21 protein-coding genes and 1 pseudogene are annotated in these 23,386 nt (G+C 68.2%); 19 read left to right on the top strand and 3 right to left on the bottom strand.

Annotation, left to right across the window (positions count from 1 at the left end):
• Window positions 1-19: 19 nt before the first annotated feature.
• Window positions 20-955, bottom strand: coding sequence for a TauD/TfdA dioxygenase family protein (locus tag ACRCUN_RS20300; protein WP_462143423.1), 936 nt, complete (start codon window positions 953-955; stop codon window positions 20-22).
• Between the two features lie 82 nt (window positions 956-1,037).
• On the opposite strand from ACRCUN_RS20300, the gene ACRCUN_RS20295 reads away from it, so the two are divergent.
• From ACRCUN_RS20295 to ACRCUN_RS20245, 11 genes and pseudogenes are all read left to right on the top strand, one after another.
• A complete protein-coding gene (locus tag ACRCUN_RS20295) occupies window positions 1,038-1,967 on the top strand; it encodes a DUF4129 domain-containing protein (protein ID WP_462143422.1) in 930 nt (309 codons plus the stop codon).
• On the top strand, window positions 1,964-2,455 hold the full coding sequence (locus tag ACRCUN_RS20290; protein ID WP_462143421.1) for a hypothetical protein: 492 nt from the start codon (window positions 1,964-1,966) through the stop codon (window positions 2,453-2,455). Before ACRCUN_RS20295 ends, ACRCUN_RS20290 begins: the two co-directional genes overlap by 4 nt.
• On the top strand, window positions 2,452-3,435 hold the full coding sequence (locus ACRCUN_RS20285; protein WP_462143420.1) for an AAA family ATPase: 984 nt from the start codon (window positions 2,452-2,454) through the stop codon (window positions 3,433-3,435). The genes ACRCUN_RS20290 and ACRCUN_RS20285 overlap by 4 nt, the downstream gene beginning before the upstream one ends.
• A 7-nt stretch (window positions 3,436-3,442) precedes the next feature.
• Complete coding sequence (locus ACRCUN_RS20280) at window positions 3,443-4,696, top strand: DUF58 domain-containing protein (RefSeq protein ID WP_462143419.1); 1,254 nt, start codon at window positions 3,443-3,445, stop codon at window positions 4,694-4,696.
• 2 nt (window positions 4,697-4,698) lie between these two features.
• Complete coding sequence (locus ACRCUN_RS20275; protein ID WP_462143418.1) at window positions 4,699-5,175, top strand: hypothetical protein; 477 nt, start codon at window positions 4,699-4,701, stop codon at window positions 5,173-5,175.
• 302 nt (window positions 5,176-5,477) lie between these two features.
• Window positions 5,478-9,116 (top strand): cobaltochelatase subunit CobN, encoded by a 3,639-nt coding sequence (gene cobN / locus ACRCUN_RS20270; RefSeq protein ID WP_462143417.1) that lies wholly within the window; start codon window positions 5,478-5,480, stop codon window positions 9,114-9,116.
• A gap of 20 nt (window positions 9,117-9,136) precedes the next feature.
• On the top strand, window positions 9,137-9,517 hold the full coding sequence (locus ACRCUN_RS20265; RefSeq protein WP_462143416.1) for a PPOX class F420-dependent oxidoreductase: 381 nt from the start codon (window positions 9,137-9,139) through the stop codon (window positions 9,515-9,517).
• Window positions 9,518-9,568: 51 nt separating this feature from the next.
• Complete coding sequence (locus tag ACRCUN_RS20260) at window positions 9,569-10,033, top strand: FxsA family protein (protein ID WP_462143415.1); 465 nt, start codon at window positions 9,569-9,571, stop codon at window positions 10,031-10,033.
• Between the two features lie 35 nt (window positions 10,034-10,068).
• A complete protein-coding gene (locus ACRCUN_RS20255; protein ID WP_462143414.1) occupies window positions 10,069-11,661 on the top strand; it encodes an amidohydrolase in 1,593 nt (530 codons plus the stop codon).
• Window positions 11,654-13,516, top strand: a complete 1,863-nt coding sequence (lnt, locus tag ACRCUN_RS20250; RefSeq protein ID WP_462143413.1) for an apolipoprotein N-acyltransferase — start codon at window positions 11,654-11,656, stop codon at window positions 13,514-13,516. The genes ACRCUN_RS20255 and lnt overlap by 8 nt, the downstream gene beginning before the upstream one ends.
• 2 nt (window positions 13,517-13,518) lie before the next feature.
• Window positions 13,519-14,241, top strand: a pseudogene (locus ACRCUN_RS20245) (polyprenol monophosphomannose synthase); the annotation flags it as partial.
• Between the two features lie 83 nt (window positions 14,242-14,324).
• Here the strand turns inward: ACRCUN_RS20245 and rbpA are convergent.
• A complete protein-coding gene (gene rbpA, locus ACRCUN_RS20240) occupies window positions 14,325-14,663 on the bottom strand; it encodes an RNA polymerase-binding protein RbpA (RefSeq protein WP_003880369.1) in 339 nt (112 codons plus the stop codon).
• A gap of 125 nt (window positions 14,664-14,788) precedes the next feature.
• On the opposite strand from rbpA, the gene ACRCUN_RS20235 reads away from it, so the two are divergent.
• The 7 genes from ACRCUN_RS20235 to ACRCUN_RS20205 all read left to right on the top strand — a co-directional run bounded on the left by ACRCUN_RS20235 (window position 14,789) and on the right by ACRCUN_RS20205 (window position 21,098).
• Entirely contained in the window at window positions 14,789-15,130 is a 342-nt protein-coding gene (locus ACRCUN_RS20235) for a hypothetical protein (RefSeq protein WP_462143412.1), read from the top strand.
• 72 nt (window positions 15,131-15,202) lie between these two features.
• Complete coding sequence (locus tag ACRCUN_RS20230) at window positions 15,203-16,444, top strand: alpha/beta hydrolase (protein ID WP_462143411.1); 1,242 nt, start codon at window positions 15,203-15,205, stop codon at window positions 16,442-16,444.
• Window positions 16,445-16,526: 82 nt separating this feature from the next.
• Window positions 16,527-17,243: a hypothetical protein gene (locus ACRCUN_RS20225; RefSeq protein ID WP_462143410.1), complete on the top strand. Its 717-nt coding sequence runs from the start codon at window positions 16,527-16,529 to the stop codon at window positions 17,241-17,243.
• A gap of 149 nt (window positions 17,244-17,392) precedes the next feature.
• On the top strand, window positions 17,393-18,199 hold the full coding sequence (locus tag ACRCUN_RS20220; RefSeq protein ID WP_462143409.1) for an ABC transporter permease: 807 nt from the start codon (window positions 17,393-17,395) through the stop codon (window positions 18,197-18,199).
• Complete coding sequence (locus ACRCUN_RS20215; protein WP_462143408.1) at window positions 18,196-18,933, top strand: ABC transporter ATP-binding protein; 738 nt, start codon at window positions 18,196-18,198, stop codon at window positions 18,931-18,933. The genes ACRCUN_RS20220 and ACRCUN_RS20215 overlap by 4 nt, the downstream gene beginning before the upstream one ends.
• 16 nt (window positions 18,934-18,949) lie before the next feature.
• Window positions 18,950-19,972, top strand: a complete 1,023-nt coding sequence (locus ACRCUN_RS20210; protein WP_462143407.1) for an ABC transporter substrate-binding protein — start codon at window positions 18,950-18,952, stop codon at window positions 19,970-19,972.
• 13 nt (window positions 19,973-19,985) lie between these two features.
• Entirely contained in the window at window positions 19,986-21,098 is a 1,113-nt protein-coding gene (locus ACRCUN_RS20205) for an LLM class flavin-dependent oxidoreductase (RefSeq protein WP_462143406.1), read from the top strand.
• Here ACRCUN_RS20205 and ACRCUN_RS20200 read toward each other — a convergent pair.
• The gene (locus tag ACRCUN_RS20200) at window positions 21,095-21,784 is read right to left on the bottom strand and encodes a hypothetical protein (RefSeq protein WP_462143405.1); all 690 of its coding nucleotides are present in this window, start codon (window positions 21,782-21,784) and stop codon (window positions 21,095-21,097) included. The two genes, ACRCUN_RS20205 and ACRCUN_RS20200, sit on opposite strands and share 4 nt — an antisense overlap.
• A 77-nt stretch (window positions 21,785-21,861) precedes the next feature.
• Between ACRCUN_RS20200 and ACRCUN_RS20195 the strand changes: the two genes are divergently transcribed.
• Entirely contained in the window at window positions 21,862-23,367 is a 1,506-nt protein-coding gene (locus tag ACRCUN_RS20195; RefSeq protein ID WP_462143404.1) for a carboxylesterase/lipase family protein, read from the top strand.
• Window positions 23,368-23,386 lie beyond the last annotated feature (19 nt).

Genomic DNA, 23,386 nt, shown 5'->3' with positions numbered 1-23,386 from the left:
ATCGGACCCATTCTAGGGATCAGCCCGCGAGCGCGACCGGGGCGACCACGCCCGAGTACGCCGAGGCGTCGCCGCTGACGACGCGGCTGCGCTCGCCGTGGATGTCGACCGGGACGTCGCCGGCGAGCGTGACGCGGTTGAGTCTGCGGTACTGGTCGTCATAGTCGGCGACCGCGTAGTGCTGGGTGGCGCGGTTGTCCCAGATCGCCAGGTCGCCGGGACGCCAGCTCCATCGAACGGTGTTCTCCAGCTTGGTGATCCGGTCCTGCAACAAGCGGAACAGGGCCGCCGACTCGGTCGAACCGAGGCCGACAAACTTCTTGACGAAATGCCCGAGCAGCAGCACACGCCTGCCGGTCTCGGGATGCACCCGCACGACGGGATGCTCGGTTTCGTAGTAGTCGGAGACGAATTGGGCGCGATACGCCCGCTCGGTCGCGCTGGGGTTGTCGCCGTCCGGCGCCGGGAATTGCGCGGCGTAGTCATACAGGTTGGTGTGAGTGGCCCAGAGATTCTCGACCAGCGCCCGTAGCGGTGCGGGCAGCTGATCGTATGCCGCCTCGGTCGAGGCCCACGTCGTGGTGCCGCCGTAGTCAGGCAACGCCACGGCCCGCAGAAGGGATGCCTTGGGGATCCGGTCGACGAACGTGACATCGGTGTGCCAGCTGTTGGCCTTGTCATAGCGGGAGTCGATCGAAAGCACCTGCTCGCCGCGCGACAGCGTGGGATGCGCCGTGGTGGGCGTGCCGAGGAGCTGCGCGAACGCGAGCTGCCCGTCGTCGTCGAGATGGTGCTGATCGGGAAAGAACAGCACCTTGTGGTCGAGCAGCGCGGCGTTGACGGCGTCGACAGTCGAGGGGGCCAGATCGCCGCCCAATCGCACGCCTTCGACGCGGGCGCCGATGTGCGCGCCGAGTTTGGTGACGGTCAGGCTGGTTGCGCGGGTTTCACTCACCCGGTCATTGCGTCACTTTTGCGCGGCTTGGTAAAGCATTTCGCTGGCCGCGATCGAAAACCGTGCGACGATTGTCCAGGCGATGCCCGGTATCGATAAGGCGGCAGGGCGCGTGGCCACAGTGCTCGTGCTTGTGGTCCTGGCTGCCATCGCCTTGCGCGGATATGTGCCCGGCGGGCGGCGCGCGCCTGTCGAAGCTCGCACCGACTCCCCGGCCAGCCTTGTCGCGGTCGTTGCCCTGCTCACGGTCGCGCTCGCGGGATTCGCGTTCGCGGTGATCGCCGCGCCCCGCAAACCCGACCGCCCGGCAGGCGAGGAGGGGTTCGGGCGCCTGGAGTCACGGGGACTGCGGGTCCGGCTGCGCTGGCGGTGGGCGCTTCTCGCGTTGGCGGTGCTGCTGTGGTGGTTGGTCGTGCTCGTTCTGATCACCCGGCTGGCCGACCCCGACAAGCCTGCGCCCGCGTCGGCACCGCCGACGTCGGCACCGCCGCGATCACCCCCGCAGCAACCCCCCGACCCCGTCGGTGGCGGCGACAGCGCATTGAAGTTTCTGGCGATCGCGACCGTGATCCTGTTGCTCATCGTGGCGTTCGGCACCGTCGTGCAGGCCAGAAGACGTGCGCGCCCGGTCACCTGGTTCGACGACGGCGAGCGCATCGCGTCACCGCCGAGGCCGGGGGGACCCGAAACTCTCGCGCACGCAGCCGAACTCGGCCTTGCCGAGATCGCCGACCTCAGCCGTGATCCACGCACCGCGATCATCGCGTGCTACGCCGCGATGGAACACGGGTTGGCGCACGCGCCGGGTTCGGTGCCGCAGGATTCCGACACCCCATCGGAGGTGCTGGCCAGGGCGGTCAGTCATCGCGCGTTGTCCGCCGGCAGCGCAACCGAACTCGTCGAGTTGTTCACCGAGGCCAGGTTCAGTCCGCACATCATGACCGAAGCGCACCGCGATGCCGCGGTGGCGGCGCTGCACCGGGTACTCGCCGACCTTCGGAGCCTGACGTGAAACGGACAGTGGTGGGGGGTTTTCTGCTGGTGATGCTCGTTGAGGCGTGGTCGCTGGCGCTGCCCGATCGGACCCTGGTGGGCTGGGTGACCGGTGCGGCACTGGCGATACTGTTGCTGGCGGTCCGCCGGTCGCTGCGCTCCGACGGCGAGGCCGGCGATCGATGGTCGTCCTCCGACGATGCCGCGGAGTTGCTGGCGCAATGGAAGACCGAGACCGAAACGTTGATCCGGCGGGCCGATTCCACCCGGCTCCAGTGGGACCGGCATCTGCGGCCGCGACTTGCGCGAGAGTTCGCCGCGGCGACCGGCCATCGGCAGGCCGCCGATCCCGCGGCGTTTAACGCGACCGGCCGGATGCTGTTCGGCGAACAGTTGTGGCAGTGGGTGGATCCGAACAACGTCGCAGGCCCGGCGGGCCGCGCCGACGAACCCGGCCCAGGGCGCGCAGTGCTCGGCGAGATCCTCGAACGATTGGAGCGGCTATGACCGGCCCGTCGCCCGTATCCGCCCAGGAGTCGGCGGCCGCGACCGCGCATGCCGTGCTCGACGAGATCGAACGGGTCGTGGTGGGCAAGCGCGATGCGCTCACGCTGATCCTCACCGCGCTGCTCGCCCGCGGGCACGTGCTCATCGAAGACCTTCCCGGACTGGGCAAGACACTCATCGCCCGCTCGTTCGCCGCGGCACTCGGGCTCAAGTTCACCCGCGTGCAGTTCACGCCGGATCTACTGCCTGCCGATCTGCTCGGCTCGACGGTCTACGACATGCAGTCCGGCCGCTTCGAATTCCGGCCGGGTCCCATCTTCACCAATCTACTGATGGCCGACGAGATCAACCGGACGCCGCCAAAGACCCAGGCCGCGCTCCTCGAGGCGATGGCCGAGGGCCAGGTCAGCATCGACGGTCAGACACACCGGCTGCCTGCCCCGTTCATCGTGCTCGCCACCGACAATCCGATCGAGTACGAAGGCACCTATCCATTGCCGGAGGCGCAACTCGACCGGTTCGCGATACGCCTTGAGCTCAAATATCTCTCGACCGCCGACGAGACCGCGATGCTCCGGCGCCGGCTGGACCGGGGCTCGGCCGAGGTGATCGTGAACCAGGTGATCGACGGCCCGCAGTTTCTCGCGATGCGCGACGCGGTGGAGCATGTGAGCGTGCACGACGACGTGCTGCATTACGTGGTTGCCCTGGCCGCGGCTACCCGGCACCATCCGCAGGTCGCGGTCGGTGCCAGTCCGCGCGCCGAACTCGATCTCGTCCAGCTCGCGCGCGCCCGTGCGCTGTTGCTCGGCCGCGACTACGTGATCCCCGAAGACATCAAGACGCTCGCGGTGGCTGCGATCGCACACCGCATAAGCCTGCGCCCGGAGATGTGGGTACGCAGCATCCACGGCTCGGACGTGATGAACGAACTGCTGCGACGACTTCCGGTGCCTCGCACCCATGCCGGGCCCGCCTGATCCGGCCATGTCTTCCGTCCGTTGCGTTGAAGCCGAACCGCGCTGGCGCGCGGCGCCGCTGGCCAAGGCGCTCGCCACCGCAGTGGCTCTCGTACTGGCGGCTGCGGTGGCCGGATCACGTTGGCAGTTGGTCGCTTTCGCGGCTCCGCTGCTCGGGGTGCTGTGCTCGATTCACTGGCAGCGCCCACCGGGCCGGATCGAGGTGTCCGGTGAACCTGCCGCGGTGCGGTGCTTCGAGAACGAGACCGCGCCCGTTTCGGTGCGGGTCGAGGCCGCGTCCGGCACCGCTTGTGCGTTGACGGTCGAGCCGATCGCGGGCATGCAGGTCGAGGTGGGTGCCGCGACGGGTGACCGCGTCACGGTCGCGGTAGGAGCGCCGCGGTGGGGCCGGTATCCGGTACGGGGCCGTGTCGAGGTGACCCCGCCGGGCGGGCTGATGGTGGGCGAGGCGATCGCCGACGCCGCCGAGGTGTACGTGTTCCCGCTCGCCGCCCCGCAGGGCACCCCGATCCCGCGCGCGGAATTGCCCGACCGGCTCGGCACTCACCTGACCCGGCACACCGGGCCGGGCGTCGAGTACGCCGACGTGCGGCCTTACGTCCCCGGTGATCATCTCCGCACGGTCAATTGGCCCGTGAGCGCGCGGCGAGGACGGCTGCATGTCACCGAACGGCTCACCGACCGCGGGGCCGACGTCGTCGTGCTGATCGATACGCACGATCAGGCGCCCGGTCCGGCCACGCACGCCACCGAACGCACGGCCCGCGGCGCGGCCCAGGTGGTGCAGAGCGCGCTGCGCAACGGGGATCGCGCCGGCATCGTCGCGCTCGGCGGCCGCCAACCTCGCTGGCTCGGCCTCGACATCGGCCGCAGGCAGTTCTACCGCGTGCTCGACGCCGTACTGGGTGCAGGCAGCGGATTCGAGACCACCACCGGCACGCTGGCACCGCGCGCGGCCGTGCCGGCCGGGGCCATCGTGGTGGCCTTCTCGACCCTGCTGAGTACCGAATTCGCGTTGGCGCTGATCGAACTGTGTAAGCGCGGGCACCACGTCGTCGCCGTCGACGTGCTCGAGGGGGCGCCGTTCGAGGGCGACCTTGACCCGCTCATCGCGCGGATGTGGGCGCTGCAGCGGTCGGCCATGTACCGCGATATGAGCACGATCGGTGTCGACGTCGTGCACTGGCGCAGCGACGGCCCGTTGCAGGACGCGATGCGGCTGATACCCGACCGGCACCGCCACGTGCACCGGCGGTTGTGAAGATGTCGGCGCAACCGGCTCCGCGGACCTTCTCGACGGTGTTCGGGTTGCTCATGGCTGCCGCCACGGCGGCTCCGGCCGACGGTCTGGCGTTGGTGGCGGCGGCGCTGGCCGCGGGAGGAGTGCTCGTCGGGCTGGTGCTGCGGCCCGTCGCGACCGCTGCCGTCATGGCGGCCGCGGCCGCGCTCGCGCTGGCGGAACCCGAGCCGGTGTTCGCGGCCCTCGCCGGACTCTCGGCGACGGCGTATCTCGTGATCAGGTACGCGGTCGGCACTCCGGAGGTGGTGACCACGACACGCCCCACGATGCTCACCGCGATCGGTTTCACCGTGGTGGGGCTGGCTGCGAGTTCGTGGGCTGTCACAGTGCCGTGGCTGCCCCTGCTGGCGCCACTGGCGGCCGGTGTCGTCTACGTGCTGGCGCTGCGCCCGTTCGTCGAGGAAGGGCGGTGGTCCACCGCACAGTACCGCCAGATGTGATATCTGTCACAGTTTCGGAAAGCTGTTCCGTCCCTTACAGATCGGCGACTTTGGGCTTCGCTGGGCGTACGTTTGCGGCAAGTATCCGGGACCACCGGTACCGGGAGTTGAAACCGGTTCTAGAAAGGAGCGACCATGCTTGCCTTTGGCGTCTTCGTCGCATTCGTGCTGGTGCTCGTGGCAGCTACGGGCCGGCCGTATCGGCAGTCCTGGCACGACCGCTTCGGCGAAATCCAGCGCTGACACCCGCGCGTACCGCACCGACTGCACCACCGCGTCGGCCGGTGCGGTACGAATGGTGAGTGTCTGACCCACTAGATCCGGCTGATCCGGCCACGTCCGCTGCTCCTACCGTTCTGCTGCTGTCGACGTCGGACACCGATCTGATCACCGCCCGCGCCAGCGGCGCGGAGTACCGGTGGGCCAATCCCTCGAGGCTGGTCAGCGGCGAACTGGAGGAATTGCTCGCGGGTGCCGACATCGCCGTCGTGCGTATTCTCGGCGGCTACCGCGCGTGGCAGGACGGCATCGACACGGTCGTGGCCAGCGGTGTGCCTGCCGTTGTCGTCAGCGGTGAACAGTCACCCGACGCCGAACTCATGGGCCATTCGACCGCGCCGCAAGGCGCGGCCCTGCAAACCCACATCTACCTCGCCCAGGGCGGCGTGGAAAATCTCGTCAATCTTCATCACTTCCTGTCCGACACCTTGCTCATGACCGGGTTCGGGTTCGCGCCGCCGGTCAGCACGCCGAGCTGGGGGGTGCTCGACCGGGCGGCAGCCACGGCCGATGGCCCCACCGTCGCCGTGCTGTTCTACCGCGCCCAGCAGTTGGCCGGGAACACCGGATACGTCGACGCACTGTGCGGCGCCATCGAGAACGCCGGCGGGCGCGCACTGCCGATTTTCTGTGCCTCGCTGCGGACAGCCGAGCCCGAACTGCTCGAAATGCTCGGCACGGCAGACGCTCTGGTGACCACGGTGCTGGCCGCCGGCGGATCGACACCGGCGACGGTTGGCGCCGGCGGAGCCGACGACTCGTGGAACGTGGCCCACCTTGCCGCGCTGGACGTTCCGATCCTGCAAGGGCTGTGCCTGACCAGTTCGCGCGAGCAGTGGTCGGGTAACGACGACGGCCTGTCCCCGCTCGACGTCGCCACCCAGGTGGCGGTGCCCGAGTTCGACGGCCGCATCATCACGGTTCCGTTCTCGTTCAAGGAGATCGACGACGAGGGCCTGATCTCCTATGTGCCCGACCCGGAGCGCTGCGCGCGGGTGGCCGGGCTGGCCGTGCGCCATGCGCGGCTGCGAGCCGTCCCGGCTGCCGAAAAGCGCGTCGCCCTGGTGTTCTCGGCGTATCCCACCAAACACGCCCGCATCGGCAACGCGGTCGGTCTCGACACCCCGGCGAGTGCGGTCGCGCTGCTGCGCGCGATGCGGGAGGCCGGATACGACCTGGGCGAGGCCGACGACATCCCCGGTCTGGAATCCGGCGACGGTGACGCCCTGATGCACGCGCTCATCGAGCGCGGCGGCCAGGACCCGGATTGGTTGACCGACGGGCAACTGGCCGGCAATCCGATTCGCGTGCCCGCCAAGGACTATCGCGCGTGGTTTGCCACGCTGCCCGCCGATCTCGCCGACGCGGTGGTCGAGCACTGGGGGCCGCCGCCGGGTGAGCTGTTCGTCGACCGCAGCCGCGAACCCGACGGTGAGATCGTCATCGCGGCGATGCGGGCAGGCAACGTGGCCATCATGGTCCAGCCGCCGCGCGGCTTCGGCGAAAATCCCGTGGCCATCTACCACGACCCCGACCTGCCGCCCAGCCATCACTATCTGGCCGCCTACCGATGGCTCGACGGGCAATTCGGCGACTCGTACCCCCATTTCAAAGCCGACGCCGTCGTGCACCTCGGCAAGCACGGCAACCTGGAGTGGTTGCCCGGCAAGACTCTTGGTATGAGCGCGGCCTGCGGTACCGACGCCTCGCTCGGCGACCTGCCGTTGATCTACCCGTTCCTGGTCAACGATCCGGGGGAGGGTACGCAGGCCAAGCGGCGTGCCCACGCGACCCTCGTCGACCATCTGATCCCGCCGATGGCGCGCGCCGAGAGCTACGGCGACATCGCGCGTCTGGAGCAGCTTCTCGACGAACACGCCAACGTCTCCGCACTCGACCCAGGCAAGCTGCCTGCGATCCGTCAGCAGATCTGGACGCTCATGCGGGCCGCCAAGATGGACCACGACCTCGGGCTCGAGGACCGTCCCGACGAGGACTCGTTCGACGACATGCTGCTGCACGTCGACGGCTGGCTGTGCGAGATCAAGGATGTGCAGATCCGCGACGGTCTGCACGTGCTGGGAGACAAACCCGCCGGTGAGGGCGAACTCGACCTGGTACTGGCGATCCTGCGCGCCCGGCAGCTGTTCGGTGGTGAGCAGACGGTCCCCGGCCTGCGGCAGGCGCTCGGCCTGACCGAGGACGGTTCCGACGATCGCGCCGCGGTCGACGCGGCCGAAGCCGCGGCCCGCGAGCTGGTGGCTGCCCTACAGGAAAGTGGTTGGGACCCACGCGCTGTCGACCGCTTGACCGACAACCCCGAGATCGCACGCATTCTGCGGTTCGCCGCAACCGAAGTCGTCCCGCGGCTGGCCGGCACGGAACGCGAGATCGACCAGGTGTTGCGGGCGCTCGACGGTCGCTTCATCGCCTCCGGGCCGTCGGGCTCGCCGCTGCGCGGCCTGGTCAACGTGCTGCCAACGGGCCGCAACTTCTACTCGGTGGACCCCAAAGCCGTGCCGTCGCGGCTCGCCTGGGAAACCGGTGTCGCCATGGCGGATTCGCTGCTTGAGCGGTACCACACCGATCACGGCCGCTGGCCTCAGTCGGTCGGGCTATCGGTGTGGGGGACGTCGGCCATGCGCACGGCAGGCGACGACATCGCCGAAGTGCTTGCCCTGCTGGGGGTTCGGCCGGTGTGGGACGACGCGTCGCGTCGCGTCGTCAACCTCGAGCCCATCGAGCTCGCCGAGCTCGGGCGGCCCCGTATCGACGTCACGGTGCGTATTTCGGGCTTCTTCCGGGACGCGTTCCCGCACGTGGTCACCATGCTCGATGACGCCGTCAAGCTGGTCGCCGGTCTCGACGAGCCCGTGGCCGACAACTATGTGCGGGCGCACGCCCAGGCCGACGTGGCCGAGCACGGCGATGAAAGACGCGCCACCACACGCATTTTCGGTTCCAAGCCGGGCACGTACGGCGCCGGGCTGTTGCAGCTGATCGACAGCCGCAACTGGCGAGACGACGCCGACCTCGCCCAGGTCTACACCGCATGGGGTGGCTTCGCGTACGGACGCGGGCTCGACGGTGCGCCCGCCGCCGATGACATGAACCGGGCCTACCGGCGAATCGCCGTGGCGGCGAAAAACACCGACACCCGCGAACACGACATCGCCGACTCCGACGACTATTTCCAGTACCACGGCGGCATGGTCGCCACGGTGCGTGCCCTGACCGGCAAGGCGCCCGTGGCCTATATCGGCGACAACACCCGCCCCGACGCCGTGCGCACGCGCACGCTGTCGGAGGAAACCAACCGCGTGTTCCGGGCCCGCGTCGTCAATCCACGGTGGATCAACGCCATGCGCCGCCACGGCTACAAGGGTGCGTTCGAGATGGCCGCGACCGTCGACTACCTGTTCGGCTACGACGCCACGGCCCACGTGATGGCCGACTGGATGTACGAGCGGCTGTCGGCCGAGTACGTGCTCGACGACGAGAACCGCAAGTTCATGGCCGAATCCAATCCGTGGGCGCTGCACGGCATGGCCGAGCGTCTGCTGGAGGCCGCGGGCCGTGGTATGTGGGCACAACCCGAACAGGCCACGCTCGACGGCTTGCGGCAGGTGTTGCTGGAAACCGAAGGTGAGCTCGAAGGGTGAGCCCACGCTAAGTTCGTGGCATGGCTCTCACCTTCGCCGATGTCGCCGGATCCGAATACATCCTGCTCACCACATTCACCAGGGACGGTCGCGAGAAGCCGACACCGATCTGGGCCGCCCCGGACGGCGACGGCCTGATCGTGATCACGCAGGAGAAGTCCTGGAAGGTCAAGCGGATCCGCAACACCCCGCGGGTCACGATCGCCAAGTGCGATATGCGGGGCAACCCCAAGAGCGAGCCGGTGGAAGCGGTCGCGGCCGTCAACGCGGTCCGCACGGCCGACGCATATCGCGCGATCGGCAGCCGCTACGGGCTGCTCGGCAAGACGTTCAACTTCTTCTCCAAGCTGCGCGGCGGCATGAAGAACAACGTGGCGCTCGAAATCCGGGCGGTCGCCTGAGCCCGGCCTTCGCCGGAGGAACCCTGGGCGGCCCTCGTCCGTTGTCAATGCATGCTGATGCGGTACTTCTTGCTCTACGTGATCGTGGAGATGGCGGTGATCGTCGCGCTCGCGGCCACCATCGGCGTCGGCTGGACCTTGTTGGCCCTCGTGGGCGCATTCGTCGTGGGGCTCGCGCTGGCCGGGTCGCAGCTGCGCCGTCAGCTCGCGACGCTGCGACGCGGTTCGACGAACCCCGGTGCGCAGGTCACCGATAGTGCCTTGGTCGCACTCGGCACCGTGCTGGTGTTCGTGCCTGGCCTGGTGACCACAGCCGTTGGCTTGCTGATGCTCGTTCCGCTCACCCGCTCGGCGATGCGTCCGCTGGCCGCGGGGCTTGCGGCGCGCGGCATGGCCCGGCACGTCACGTTAATCACACCGCGACGTGACTACATCGACGGTGAGGTCATCGACGTCCACGATGCACCCGGCGCGTGGACGCCGGCACGCCCGGCGATCAGGCCGCAGCCCGAATAACAAGCCGTCCGCGGGCGCCAAGTACGTTCTTGAGCGTGACGACGCTGCTGCTCAACGGGCACATACACAGCCCGAGTCATCCCGACGCGACGGCCATGGCGGTGCGCGACGGTGTGATCGCGTGGCTGGGCAGCGATGACGTCGGCCGCTCCCAATACCCCGGCGCCGACGTCGTCGACCTCGACGGTGGTTTCGTCGCACCGGCGTTCGTCGACAGCCATGTCCACATCACCGCCACCGGGTTGAACCTCGACGGGCTCGATCTGCGGGTGGCCACGTCGCTCCAGCACTGTCTGCGGCTGATCGGCGACTACGCCGCGAAGCATCCGGACGGGCCACTGTGGGGGCACGGGTGGGACGAATCCGGCTGGCCCGAGCGCACCCCGCCGAGCACCGACGACCTCGACGCCGTGCTGGGGGACCGGCCCGCGTACCTGGCCCGGGTCGACGTTCACTCGGCGGTCGCGACGTCCGCGCTGCGCCGGCTTGTCCCCGAAGTGGTTGATGCCGCCGGTTATTCGCCGCAGCAGCCGCTCAGTGCGCAAGCCCATCACCTGGTCCGCGCGGCGGCCCGGGATCGCCTGACCGCGCAGCAACGGCATGACGCGCGCGTCGCGGCGCTCGATCACGCGGCCGCGCTCGGCATCGTCGCGGTGCACGAATGCGCCGGACCGCAGATCGGCGGCCTCGTCGACTGGCAGGAACTGCGCGAGCTCGAGCACGGCGTCGAGGTGATCGGCTACTGGGGCGAACCGGCTCGCGACGCCGAGCACGCGCGGACCCTCATGGCCGAGACCGGGGCCAACGGGCTGGCCGGAGACCTGTTCGTCGACGGTGCACTGGGTTCGCGCACGGCTTTTCTGCATGGCCCGTACCACGATGCGCCCGACAGCTGTGGCAACCGCTACCTCGACGCCGAGACCATCGCTGCCCACGTGCACGCCTGCACCGAGGCCGGCATCCCCGCCGGGTTCCACGTGATCGGCGACGCGGCCGTCACGGCAGTCGTCGAAGCCATGGCCGCCGTCGTCGACCGGGTGGGGGCGCCTGCGCTCGCGCGCTGCGGCCACCGGCTTGAACACCTGGAGATGGTCTCTCCAGACCAAGCCCGCCAACTCGGGTCGTGGGGTGTGACGGCGAGCATGCAACCCAACTTCGACGCCTTGTGGGGCGGTCACGACGGCATGTATGCGCAGCGTCTCGGCTCTGATCGAGTCGATCGGCTCAACCCGCTCGCGCTGTTAGCATCCGAAGGCGTGCCCCTCGCCTTCGGCTCCGACACCCCGGTCACCAGCATGAACCCCTGGGAGACGGTGCGCGCCGCGATCGAGCACCGGACGCCGTCCAGCGCGATCTCGGCTCGCGCCGCGTTCGCCGCCGCGACCAGGGGAGGGTGGCGTGCGGGCGGTGTGCGCGATGGCGTCACCGGGACGCTCGTGGCGGGTGCGGCGGCCAGCTATGCCGTGTGGGATGCCGACGATCTCGAGGTCAGCGCACCCGCGAACGCGGCACAGCGCTGGTCCACCGATCCGCGGTCGCGGGTGCCCGCGCTACCGCGACTGGCCACCGGGTCGGCGCTTCCGCGCTGCCGGCAAACGGTCCACCGGGGTGTCCGCATTCATGGCTGATGACCGGCCCAGGCATTCGGGAAGCCGGTTCGACCGGCTTCGCGAGGGGCCCAACGAGGTCACCGAGGTGATACCGGCGATCGGTGACGACGAACCGATCGAGGACCTCGATCGCGACCCTCTGGCCGGCGATCTCGACGACGATGTCGATGACGCCGAACCAGCCGGCAAGGATCCGGAAGCCACGCGCCCTGCCTGGACCGCGCGGTTCGGCCGCGCGGTGCTGGACCGGTGGCCACAGCTGACCGCGACGATCGGCGGCGGCCTGGCGATGTGGGTGAGTTTCCCGCCTGTGGGTTGGTGGTTCGCCGCGTTCGTCGGGTTCGGCCTGCTCGCCTGGGTACTGACGAGCCGATCCACGACGCGCGCAGGCGGCTTCGGGTACGGACTGCTGTTCGGTCTGGCGTTCTACGTTCCGCTGCTGCCGTGGATCAGCGGTTTGGTCGGGGCGGTGCCGTGGCTGGCCCTTGCCACTGCGCAGGCGCTGTTCTGCGGTCTGTTCGGACTGCTCGCCGTGGTGATCCGACGGCTGCCGGGCTGGCCGGTGTGGTTCGCCGCGCTGTGGGTCGCCCAGGAATGGCTCAAGTCGACCGTGCCATTCGGCGGATTCCCCTGGGGCGTCGTCGGATTCGGGCAGACCGACGGCCCGCTGCTGCCGATCGCGCGACTGGGCGGGGCGCCACTGTTGTCGTTCGCCGTCGCGCTGGCCGGATTCAGCCTGACACTGGTCGCGCTTGAAATCGTGCAATGGTGGCACCACGGGCACAAGCCCGGTATGCCCGCGCCCGCTGTCCTGTTGCCCGGTGCGTCGATTGCCGTCGTGCTCCTGGCCACCGCTGTGGTGTGGCCCGCGGTGCGGCACTCCGGCATGGGTGCAGGCGATGATCCCTCCGTCACGGTGGCCGCCGTACAGGGCAACGTGCCGCGGCTCGGGCTCGAGTTCAACGCGCAGCGGCGCGCGGTGCTCGACAACCACGTCAAGGAAACGCTGCGACTGGCCGACGACGTCCGGGCGGGCCGCGCGGCACAACCCATGTTCGTCGTCTGGCCCGAGAATTCCTCCGACATCGATCCGCTGGCCAACGCGGATGCCGGCGCACAGATCAGCGCGGCGGCCGAGGCGATCGACGCGCCGATCCTCGTCGGCGGTGTGGTCAAGGCACCGGGGTACACCCCGGACAACCCCGTCGCAAACAACACCGTGATCGTGTGGAATCCGACCGACGGCCCCGGTGAGCGGCACGACAAGCAGATCGTGCAGCCCTTCGGCGAATATCTGCCGTGGCGCGGATTCTTCCGGCACCTGTCGTCATACGCGGACCGGGCCGGTTACTTCGTCCCCGGCAACGGCACGGGCGTCGTCCACGCGGCCGGTGTCCCGATCGGGGTGACGACGTGCTGGGAGGTCATCTTCGACCGCGCCGCGCGCGAGTCGGTGCTCAACGGCGCCCAGGTTCTCACGGTGCCCACCAACAACGCCACGTTCGACGAGGCCATGAGCTCCCAGCAACTGGCATTCGGCAAACTGCGCGCGGTCGAACACAACCGCTACGTGGTGGTCGCCGGGACCACCGGCATCAGCGCGGTGATCGCACCGGACGGCCGTGAGCTGGCCCGCACCGAGTGGTTCCAGCCCGCTTATCTCGACAGCCAGATCCGTCTCAAGTCAGAGTTGACGCCAGCCACGCGATGGGGTCCGATCGTCCAGGCAGTGCTGGTCATCACAGGTTTCGGTGCCGTCCTCGTGGCGGCCGTCACCGCGTTGTTCACGACGATGATGCACAATGGAAGGTTCGTGCCAAAAAGATTTCGGCGCCGGGCGGCAAACGCCGGCGATGATGAAGGAGCAACATGAGCCCGAGTCAGCGCACTCTGGTGATCATCCCCACCTATAACGAGCGGGAGAATCTGCCGCTGATCGTCGGGCGCGTGCACCACGCCTGCCCTGAGGTGCACATCCTGGTAGTCGACGACGGCAGCCCCGACGGCACCGGCAAGCTTGCCGACGAGCTGGCGCTGGCCGACCCTGATCGCGTCCACGTCATGCACCGCACCACGAAGGCCGGGCTCGGCGCGGCCTACCTGGCGGGCTTCGACTGGGGCCTGGGTCGCGGCTACTCGGTACTGGTCGAGATGGACGCCGACGGCAGTCATGCGCCAGAGGAGCTCAGCCGGCTGCTCGATGCCGTCGACGCCGGTGCCGACCTGGCCATCGGATCGCGCTATGTCCCCGGCGGCACCGTCCGCAACTGGCCGTGGCGGCGCCTGGCGCTGTCGAAAACCGCCAACACCTACTCCCGGTTTCTGCTCGGTGTCGGCATCCACGACATCACCGCCGGCTATCGCGCTTACCGGCGCGAGGTGCTGGAGAAGATCGACCTGTCGGCGGTCGATTCCAAGGGCTACTGCTTCCAGATCGACCTCACCTGGCGCGCCATCAACAACGGGTTCACCGTCGTCGAGGTCCCGATCACCTTCACCGAGCGCGAACTCGGCGTGTCGAAGATGAGCGGCTCCAACATCCGCGAGGCCATGTTCAAGGTCGCCGAGTGGGGTATTCGGGGCCGCCTGGACCGCGCTCGGGGCGTGGTCCGCTAGCGCACGCCGGCCGCAGACAAAAAAGAACCGCGAGCGTGGACACGCTCGCGGTTCCTTTATGGCGTTCAGCTACCGCGCCGCTTGGTCTTGATCAGGTCGAGACGCTCCTTGAGCAGCTCCTCGAGCTCCTCGACCGAGCGACGCTCCAGCAGCATGTCCCAGTGGGTCCGGGGCGGCTTGACCTTCTTCGGCTCCGGGACGTCACCCTCGATCAGGGTGCCCTCGAGGCCGTTGCGGCACAGCCAGGTGCCTGGAATCTCTGCGTCGTCGGCGAACGGAACGTCGAACTCCTCGCCGTTCTCGGTGCGGTAGCGCGCGACCTGACGCGGCGCCAGGTCATGGTTGCGGTCGGTCTCGTAGCTCACGGCTCCGAGGCGACTGCCTCTCAGGACACGATCAGCCATCGTCAAACACTCCTCATCACGCGATTTGGCCCGGATTACACAACGCATAACGGCGTTGCCAAGTTCCCGACTCGACCGTCCATGATACGCCGGATGCGGCAAGGGTCCGTCTACAGTCAGGACACATGGCCACCGGAAACAGCAGACGCCACCGTCCGCAGCCGTGTCGGTGGTGCGGGCGGGAGGTCTCCGACGCGCAGATGGGGCGCCGTCGCCAGTACTGCAGACAGTCCTGCCGGCAGCGCGCCTACGAACAGCGCGCAATGGTCAAGGGCACATCGCTGGCCCCGGATTCGGTGGTCCTCAGCGCCGACGAGGCTTCGCAGCTGTCGGACCGGGTGTATCAGGTGCGATGTGCGGCCGAGGATCTCGCGACCGCGGTCGACGAAGGTGCCGGAACGGATGAACTCCGCCAACTGTGCGATGCGCTGATGCAGGCGGCCAAGGCCGCTGACGGTTGGCGGTAGGACCGATTTGCTCCCCGATGTCGGCGGGGCCTTATCTGCTCCGCACGTGCGCGGGGCCCTACGATTGCGTCGGTGGCCGCCACATCCGATCCTGAACGCACTGAAACGACCCGTACCTGGCGATTCGACGACTTCGTCCTCGATACCGGTCGTTACGAGTTGCGCCGTGACGACGAGGTGATCCGGGTCGAACCTCAGGTGTTCGACGTCCTCACCCAACTGATCAGCCATCACGACCGTTTCGTGAGCAAAGAGGAACTCTTCGACTCTGTGTGGGGCGGGCGCTTCGTCGGGGAAGCGGCACTGACGAGCCGCATCAAGGCGGCGCGTCGCGCGCTTGGCGACGACGGTGAGTCGCAGCGCTACATCCGTACCGTCCGCGGCCGGGGCTACCAGTTCGTCGGCACGATCGCCGCACCTGAGGACCAGCCCGCGCAGCCCGTTGCGCCGCAACAGATCAACCCGGAGCCGCCACCGCGCCAGCACATAGCGTTCTGCCGCGCTGCCGACGGGGTCCGGTTGGCGTACGCCGTAGCGGGGGAGGGCCCGCCGCTCGTGCGAGCGGCGAACTGGATGACCCATCTCGGGTACGACATCGAAAGCCCGGTGTGGAGCCACTGGGTGCGCGATCTGTCGCGCAACCACACGTTCATTCGCTACGACGAACGCGGCTGCGGCTTGTCCGACTGGGAAGCCAGGGACTTCTCCTTCGAGGACTGGGTGGCCGATCTGGAATCGGTCGTCGAGGCGCTCGGACTGGAGCGTTTTCCGCTGCTGGGTGTCTCGCAAGGCGGCGCGGTGGCGGTGGCGTATGCCGCACGCCATCCCGAGCGGGTCAGCAGGCTCGTGCTGTGCGGCGCTTACGCAAGGGGGCGCGCCGTTCGCGCCGTGGGCGACGAGGAGAAACGAGCCGCCGCACTGGATCTCGACCTGGCCCGCGTCGGTTGGGGACGTGACGATCCGGCATTCCGCCAGGTGTTCGCCGCGCAGTTCCTACCGGACGGCACGCGCGCCGACTGGGCGGCGTTCGATCAGCTGCAGCGCCGCACGACCTCGCCGGAGAATGCGGTGCGCTTCCTGGAGGAGTTCGCCCGCATCGATGTGCGGGATGAGGCGAGCGAGGTGCGTTGCCCGACGCTGATCATGCACTCCCGCGAGGACCACCGGGTGCCGATGCAGTTCGGCGAGGAACTGGCGAGCTTGATCGACGACTCCAGGCTGGTCGCCCTGGCGAGCAACAATCACCTGCTGACGGCCACCGAACCGGCCTGGCCGGTCTTCTGCGCCGAGGTCGAGGCGTTCCTCGCGGACTGACGAACGCGGTTCGCCTCGGTTCTCCATGGAATCTCCATACATTCTTCATGTGCTTCACGGCGTCGCCATACATGCTGGTGACATGAGAAAACACCTGCGCAACCTGCTTGTGGGCGTCAGTGCGATGATCGCCCTCGGCGCCATCCCCGCCTGCTCCGGCGGATCGTCGACCGACGCCGGAACGTCTGGATCGGCGGCACCGGCCACCACCTCTGCCGCCGCGACCCCCGCACCCCTTCCCGCATCCGTCCGCTACATGGCCGACATGGAGTCCGAGGGCAAGAAGATGACCATCGGCATCTCCGTCGACGGCAACAACGTCACGGCCTACGCCTGCAACGGCGTGGACGACGAGGCCTGGTTCTTCGGAAACCAGACCGGCGGCAACATCGACATCACCTCGAAGTTCCGCGACACGCTCAAGGCGGACTTCACCGCAACCGACGCCAAGGGCGACCTGACGATGAACGGCGTGAACTACAAGTTCACCGCGGCCGCCGTGGCCGACCCCGCAGGCATGTACACCGCCGACTACCAGGGCGTGCGCGCATCGTGGGTCGTGCGTCCCGACGGCTCGGCGGTCGGCGTCCAGTTCAACGGCGGCATCAGCGGGCGCGACTTCGAACAGGCTGAGCTGCAACAGCTCAACGCCCAGCAGTTCCAGTCCCAGGTGCGCAACAAGCGCAAGTTGCAGCAGGCCCAGCAGCTGGTGCGGTTGCAGAACGGGACGTTCACCTCGAAGATCAACGGCCATGACGTGGTCGCCTCACTCGTCACGGGGAACACCCGCTTCGGCTGAGTAACGTTGCCGTACTGAGTAATCCCCGCCGGAACGATTCCGGCGGGGATTGCTGTATCGGCCGTGGCGTGTCGGCGGTGGATTCGATTTCACTCAGGCCGATTTCAATCATTACCGGCGGTATGCGGGGTGCGTAGCGTCGATTCACCGTGACCAGTCCCACCGAATCGGCCGCCCCGGCGACCACCGTCGCCAATCGCCGGTCAGGCGAACGCAAATGGGGCGCCATCCGGCTGATCTCACCAGTTGTCCTGCTTGCGCTGTGGCAGTTGGGCAGCGCGGTCGGACTGATATCGCAGGACGTCCTGCCCGCCCCGTCGTTGATCCTGGAGGCCGGGATCGAGCTCATCCGCAACGGGCAGCTCGCCGACGCGTTACAGGTGTCCGGGATGCGGGTGATCGTGGGGCTGTTGCTCGGTGGGGTGGTCGGTGTCGCGCTGGGAACGGCTGTGGGACTGTCCCGTTGGTTTGAGGCCACGGTCGATCCGCCGATGCAGATGATCCGGGCGCTGCCACACCTGGGCCTCATTCCGCTGTTCATCCTGTGGTTCGGCATTGGTGAGCTGCCCAAAGTGCTGCTGGTGGCGTTGGGCGTGAGCTTCCCGCTCTACCTGAACACCTTCTCGGCGATTCGGCAGGTCGACCCCAAGCTGTTCGAAACCGCTCAGGTACTGGGCTTTTCGTTCTGGCAGCGGTTCCGCACCATCATCGTGCCCAGTGCGGCACCCCAGGTGCTCGTCGGGTTCCGGCAGTCACTCGCGATCGCCTGGTTGACTCTGATCGTCGCCGAGCAGATCAACGCCGACAAAGGGATCGGCTTCCTGATCAACAACGCCCGCGATTTCCTGCGCATCGACATCATCATCTTCGGGCTGATTGTCTATGCGCTGTTGGGTATCGGTACCGATGCCATTGTCCGCATGCTGGAACGTCGAGCCCTGAGGTATCGCGCATGACCGTCATTTCGGACCGAACGACCAAGATCGCAGGCGAACTGCGCGGCGTGAACAAGTGGTACGGCGATCACCATGTGCTCGGCGACGTGTCGGTGCGCATCGGCAGCGGTGAGATCGTCGCGTTGATCGGACGCAGCGGATCCGGCAAGTCGACGGTTTTGCGTGTACTTGCGGGATTGTCCACCGACCACACGGGGGAGCGCGTGGTGTCGGGTGCGCCGGCGCTCGCCTTTCAGGAACCGAGGCTGTTCCCGTGGCGAGACGTCCGGACGAACGTTGCCTACGGCCTGACCCGAAGCCGGCTCTCGCGCGGACAGGCGTTGGCCCGGGCCGAGCGGGCCCTGGCCGACGTGGGCTTGGCCGATCGAGCCGGCGCATGGCCGTTGACGTTGTCCGGCGGCCAGGCTCAACGGGTGTCGCTGGCCAGGGCCCTGGTCGCCGAGCCGGAGTTGCTGCTGCTCGACGAGCCGTTCGGCGCGCTCGACGCGCTGACCCGGCTGAGCATGCGCAAGCTGTTGCTGGACCTGTGGCGCGAGCACGGCTTCGGCGTGTTGCTGGTCACCCACGACGTCGACGAGGCGGTTGCACTTGCCGACCGCGTTCTGGTGTTGGAGGAAGGCCGGGTGGTGCACACGCTCGACATCACCGACACGCGCCGATCACCGGGCGATCCCTCCGCGAACACCGAACGCTACCGGGCCGAGTTGCTCGACAGTCTCGGTGTCGCGCTCTGAGATGAGGAGAACGGGGATGTTGAAATCCAGTCGCATGGTCGCGGCGCTGCTGCTTGTCGCCGGATTGCTCGCGGGTTGCGTTTCCCGCCAAGACAATTCGGCTCCACAACAGGCTCCCGCGGCGGTGCCGCTCGCGGAACTCGCCGGGGTGACACTGCAGATCGGGGACCAGAAGGGTGGTACCGAAGCGCTGCTGCGAGCGGCGGGCGCGCTGGACGATCTGCCCTATCGCGTGGCGTTCTCCACGTTCACGTCGGGGCCACCGCAGATCGAGGCGGCCACCGCGGGCAAGATCGACTTCGCGATCACCGGAAACACCCCTCCGATATTCGGCGCGGCGTCGAACGCCAAGGTCAAGGTGGTGTCGGCATACGACGGCGGCGGTTACGGCGACCAGATCCTTGTCCACGCCGACTCGCCGATCCAGACTGTCGCCGATCTGCGCGGCAAGAGCATCGCGATCGCGAAAGGCAGTTCAGCGCACGGGCATACGCTCGTTCAGCTGAGTCGCGCCGGCCTCAGCCCGGCCGATGTCAAGCTGGTGTTCCTGCAACCCGCCGATGCGCTGTCGGCCTTCACGCAGCGCCGGGTCGACGTCTGGGCGGTGTGGGATCCCTATACCGCGCAGGCCGAGAAGGAGCTGCCGGTACGCAGCATCGCGCGCGCGACGGGCGTCACCAACGGCGCGGGATTCGGGGTTGCGTCGGACGCGGCGCTGGCCGATCCGAAACGCAACACCGCGCTCGCCGATTTGTTGGTGCGTTACGCGAAGGCCGTGCGATGGGCCAACGATCATCGCGACCAGTGGGTGCAACGCTACGCCGCGGAGGTTGGGCTCGACCCCGCCGTGGCAGCCGTCGCGCAGGGCCGCAGCCTGCGGTTGCCGACCGACCTGTCCGATCAGCTCATCGCGTCCGAACAGGAAATGGCCGACCTGTTCGCCGAATCGGGGCAGATAGCCGCCGCACCCGACTTCGCCAACTGGGTGGACCGCCGCTTCGCCGATCAGCTGCGGCCCTTCTACCTCAACCGCAACTAAGAAGGGGATGTCCGTGACTGTCCAGCCATCCGCTCGATTCTTCTGGTTCCTGCCCACCAACGGCGACAGCCGCTCGATCGTCGGGGCGTCGCACGCCTCCACGCATCACACCATCCCGGACAACTATCGTGCGCCGAGCCGTCGCTACCTCGCAGAAATCGCCCGTGCCGCCGACCGTCTCGGCTACGAAGGGGTACTCACCCCGACCGGAACCTGGTGCGAGGACGCGTGGTTGACCGCTTCGGCGCTGCTCGCCGAGACCGAGCGGCTCAAGTTCCTTGTGGCGTTTCGGCCCGGGTTGGTTCCGCCGACGCTCGCCGCGCAGCAAGCCGCGACGCTGCAGCGGTTCTCCGAGGGGCGTGTGCTGCTCAACATCGTCAGTGGCGGCGACAACGTCGAGCAACGCCGGTTCGGCGATTGGCTCAGCCACGACGAGCGGTACTCGCGCACCGGGGAGTTTCTCCACATCGTGAATTCGCTGTGGCGCCAAGGGCCGGACGAATCCCTGACCTACAAGGGCGAGTACTACTCGGTGGCCGACGCCAGGGTGTCGGCGGCGCCGGACCCGTTGCCGCAGATCTACTTCGGCGGTTCGTCGTCAGCCGCATTGCCGATCGCCGCCGAGCACGTCGACGTCTATCTCACCTGGGGTGAACCGCCGCAGGCCGCCGCTGCCAAGGTCGCACAGGTCCGCGAATTGGCCGCACAGCGCGGGCGCACCGTACGGTTCGGCGTCCGGCTGCACACGATCTCACGTGACACCTCGGCGGCGGCGTGGGCCGTGGCCGACGAGCTGCTGGCCGAACTCAGCCCAGAGCAGATCGCCAAAGCCACTGCACTGCATGCCAAGTCGGAGTCGGAAGGCCAGCGCCGCATGACGGCGCTGCACGGTGGCCGGGTGGACCAGCTCGAGATCTACCCCAACCTGTGGGCCGGCGTCGGCCTGGTCCGTGGCGGCGCGGGCACCGCGCTGGTCGGCAGCCACGAGGAGGTCGCCAACCTCATCTACGAGTACCACTCACTCGGTTTCGACGAGTTCATCCTGTCCGGCTACCCGCATCTCGAAGAGGCATACTGGTTCGCCGAAGGCGTGCTGCCGATCCTCAAACGCAAAGGGGTCGCCTAGTCCGGCGGGCAGCTGAACTGCCTACCCACCCCTACCGGCGGCGGGCCAGGCTTCAGGCAGCCGAGCGGCTCGACACCCGCGCCGCTGAACCGGACCCCCGACTGGTGTGCGTAATTGACGCACAGGAGAGCAGTGGCATCCGCGCGGCACCGGTAGTCGCCGAACCCGAGCGACTGCCCGGCCGGGAGCTCGGCGCCGTCGCCGTACGTGAATCGGCCCGGATCGCCGTGCAGCGAGCCGATGTCCACCGTCGGGCCCGCGAAGTCCACCCAGCCCGCGACCCAGTTCCCCTCGACGTCCGACGGCTTGTCGGGCAGCCCGTCGGCTTCGACGAGGCAGGACAGTTGGCCACCCACCAGTTTGTCGGTCGCACACCGCGTGCCCGCGGCCACGAACGCGATGTCCTCGCCGAGATCGGTGGTTTCGCCGTCACGCGTTGCGGTGTGGAAGCCCGCGACGTCGGCCGGCTTTCCGGCCTCCACCCACTTGATCACCTGCGGCATCGGGGTTCCCGCAGCCGGCGCGGTGGTGGGCAGCGGCGACGTCGTCGTCGGTGTCGGTTTGGCGCTCGGTTGCGTCGTAGCGGTCGGCACCGACAACCGGGGTTGCGACGTCGGTTCGGCTTCCCGACCCGACGAGCACGCTGCCAACAGCACAGACGCCGCGATGATCACAGCAATGCGCATCCCGCCAGGCTAGCGGTCGAGCTCGGGTGCACCGACCAGGCGCGTCGTACGCGAGCGATGTTCGCTACCGTCGAGTGATGCACGAACGGACCGTCCGCGCGCAGATCAGCACCGGAATCGTCGAGGGCTTCACGCGCGACGGCGTAAACCGCTGGCGTTCCATTCCCTACGCGCGGCCTCCGGTAGGGCCCTTGCGGTTGCGCGCGCCGCAACCGGCCGAGCCATGGCCGGGGGTGCGCTATTGCCACGGCTTCGGGTATTGCGCGCCGCAGCAACGGCGGTACACCGTGGTCGGGGTCGGCAAGTATCAGCCGATGAGCGAGGACTGCCTGACGCTCAACGTGGTTGCGCCGCAAACTCCGCCTGAGGGTCCGCTTCCGGTGATGTTTTTCGTGCACGGCGGCGGCTACATCCTCGGCAGCTCGGCAACGCCGATCTATGACGGTGCCGCGCTGGCGCGTCGCGGGTGCGTCTACGTCTCGGTCAACTACCGGCTCGGGGTGCTGGGCTGCATGGAATTGTCGTCGCTTTCCACCCCCGAGCATCCGATCGACGACAATCTGTTCCTGCGCGATCTGGTCCTGGCATTGCAGTGGGTCAAAGACAACATCGCGGCGTTCGGCGGCGACCCCGACAACGTCACGATCTTCGGTGAAAGCGCAGGCGCGCAGGCGGTCGCCACGCTGTTGGCGGTGCCTGCGGCCGAAGGTCTGTTCGCGCGGGTGATCTCCGAGAGCCCCGCCAGCGGCATGGTCAGCTCGGCTGCCGCGGCCGCCCGGCTCGCCGCCCAGTTCGCGGGCCTGGTCAGTTCGGGCGGCGATGCGGCCGCGGCGCTCAAGACGGCGCGCGCCGCCGAACTGGGCAGGGCGCTTGAGCAACTCATCTCGCGAGGCATGACCGACATGCCGGGTGCGTTCCCGGTCGGCCCGACGTTCGGCACCGAATTCCTGCCCGCCGATCCGGTCGCGGCAATGGCCGACGGAACCGCACACCGACTGCCGTTGATCGTCGGGAACAACGCCGACGAAGGCCGGCTGTTCACCCGTTTCCTGCCGTTGCTCCCGACCAACGAGCGCATGATCGAGAAGCTGTTCGCCGATGCCGACCCGGAGCACCGGGAGCGGATCGTCGCGGCGTACCCGGGCTATCCCAACAGCGCGGCGTGTGTGCGGCTGGGCGGCGACTTCGCGTTCGGCTCGGCCACGTGGCAGATCGCCGAGGCGCACAGCCGTCATGCGCCCACCTATGTGTATCGCTACGACTACACGCCACGGGCCCTGCGCTGGGCGGGGTTCGGCGCCACCCACGCCATGGAGTTGCTGGCCGTATTCGACACGTACCGGACGCGATACGGCTCGATGCTCACCGCGGCTGCGGACCGGCAGTCAGCCCGGTTCGTGAGCCGTGACGTGCAGACGCGGTGGCGCGAGTTCAGCCGCACCGGCGTGCCGGGTGCGGGTTGGCCGCGCCACGACGCCGAAACGCGCGGGGTGTACGTATTCGATCGCACGCCACGCGTCGAGTACGACCCGGATGCCGATCGCCGGCTGGCATGGGAGGGGTTCACGCTCGCCGAGCGCTGACTCTGCGCGATCGCCTGCG

Source organism: Mycobacterium venezuelense, assembly GCF_054919535.1.
The sequence above is the reverse complement of the archived record's forward strand: the minus strand, read 5'-3'. Positions and strand labels throughout refer to the sequence as shown.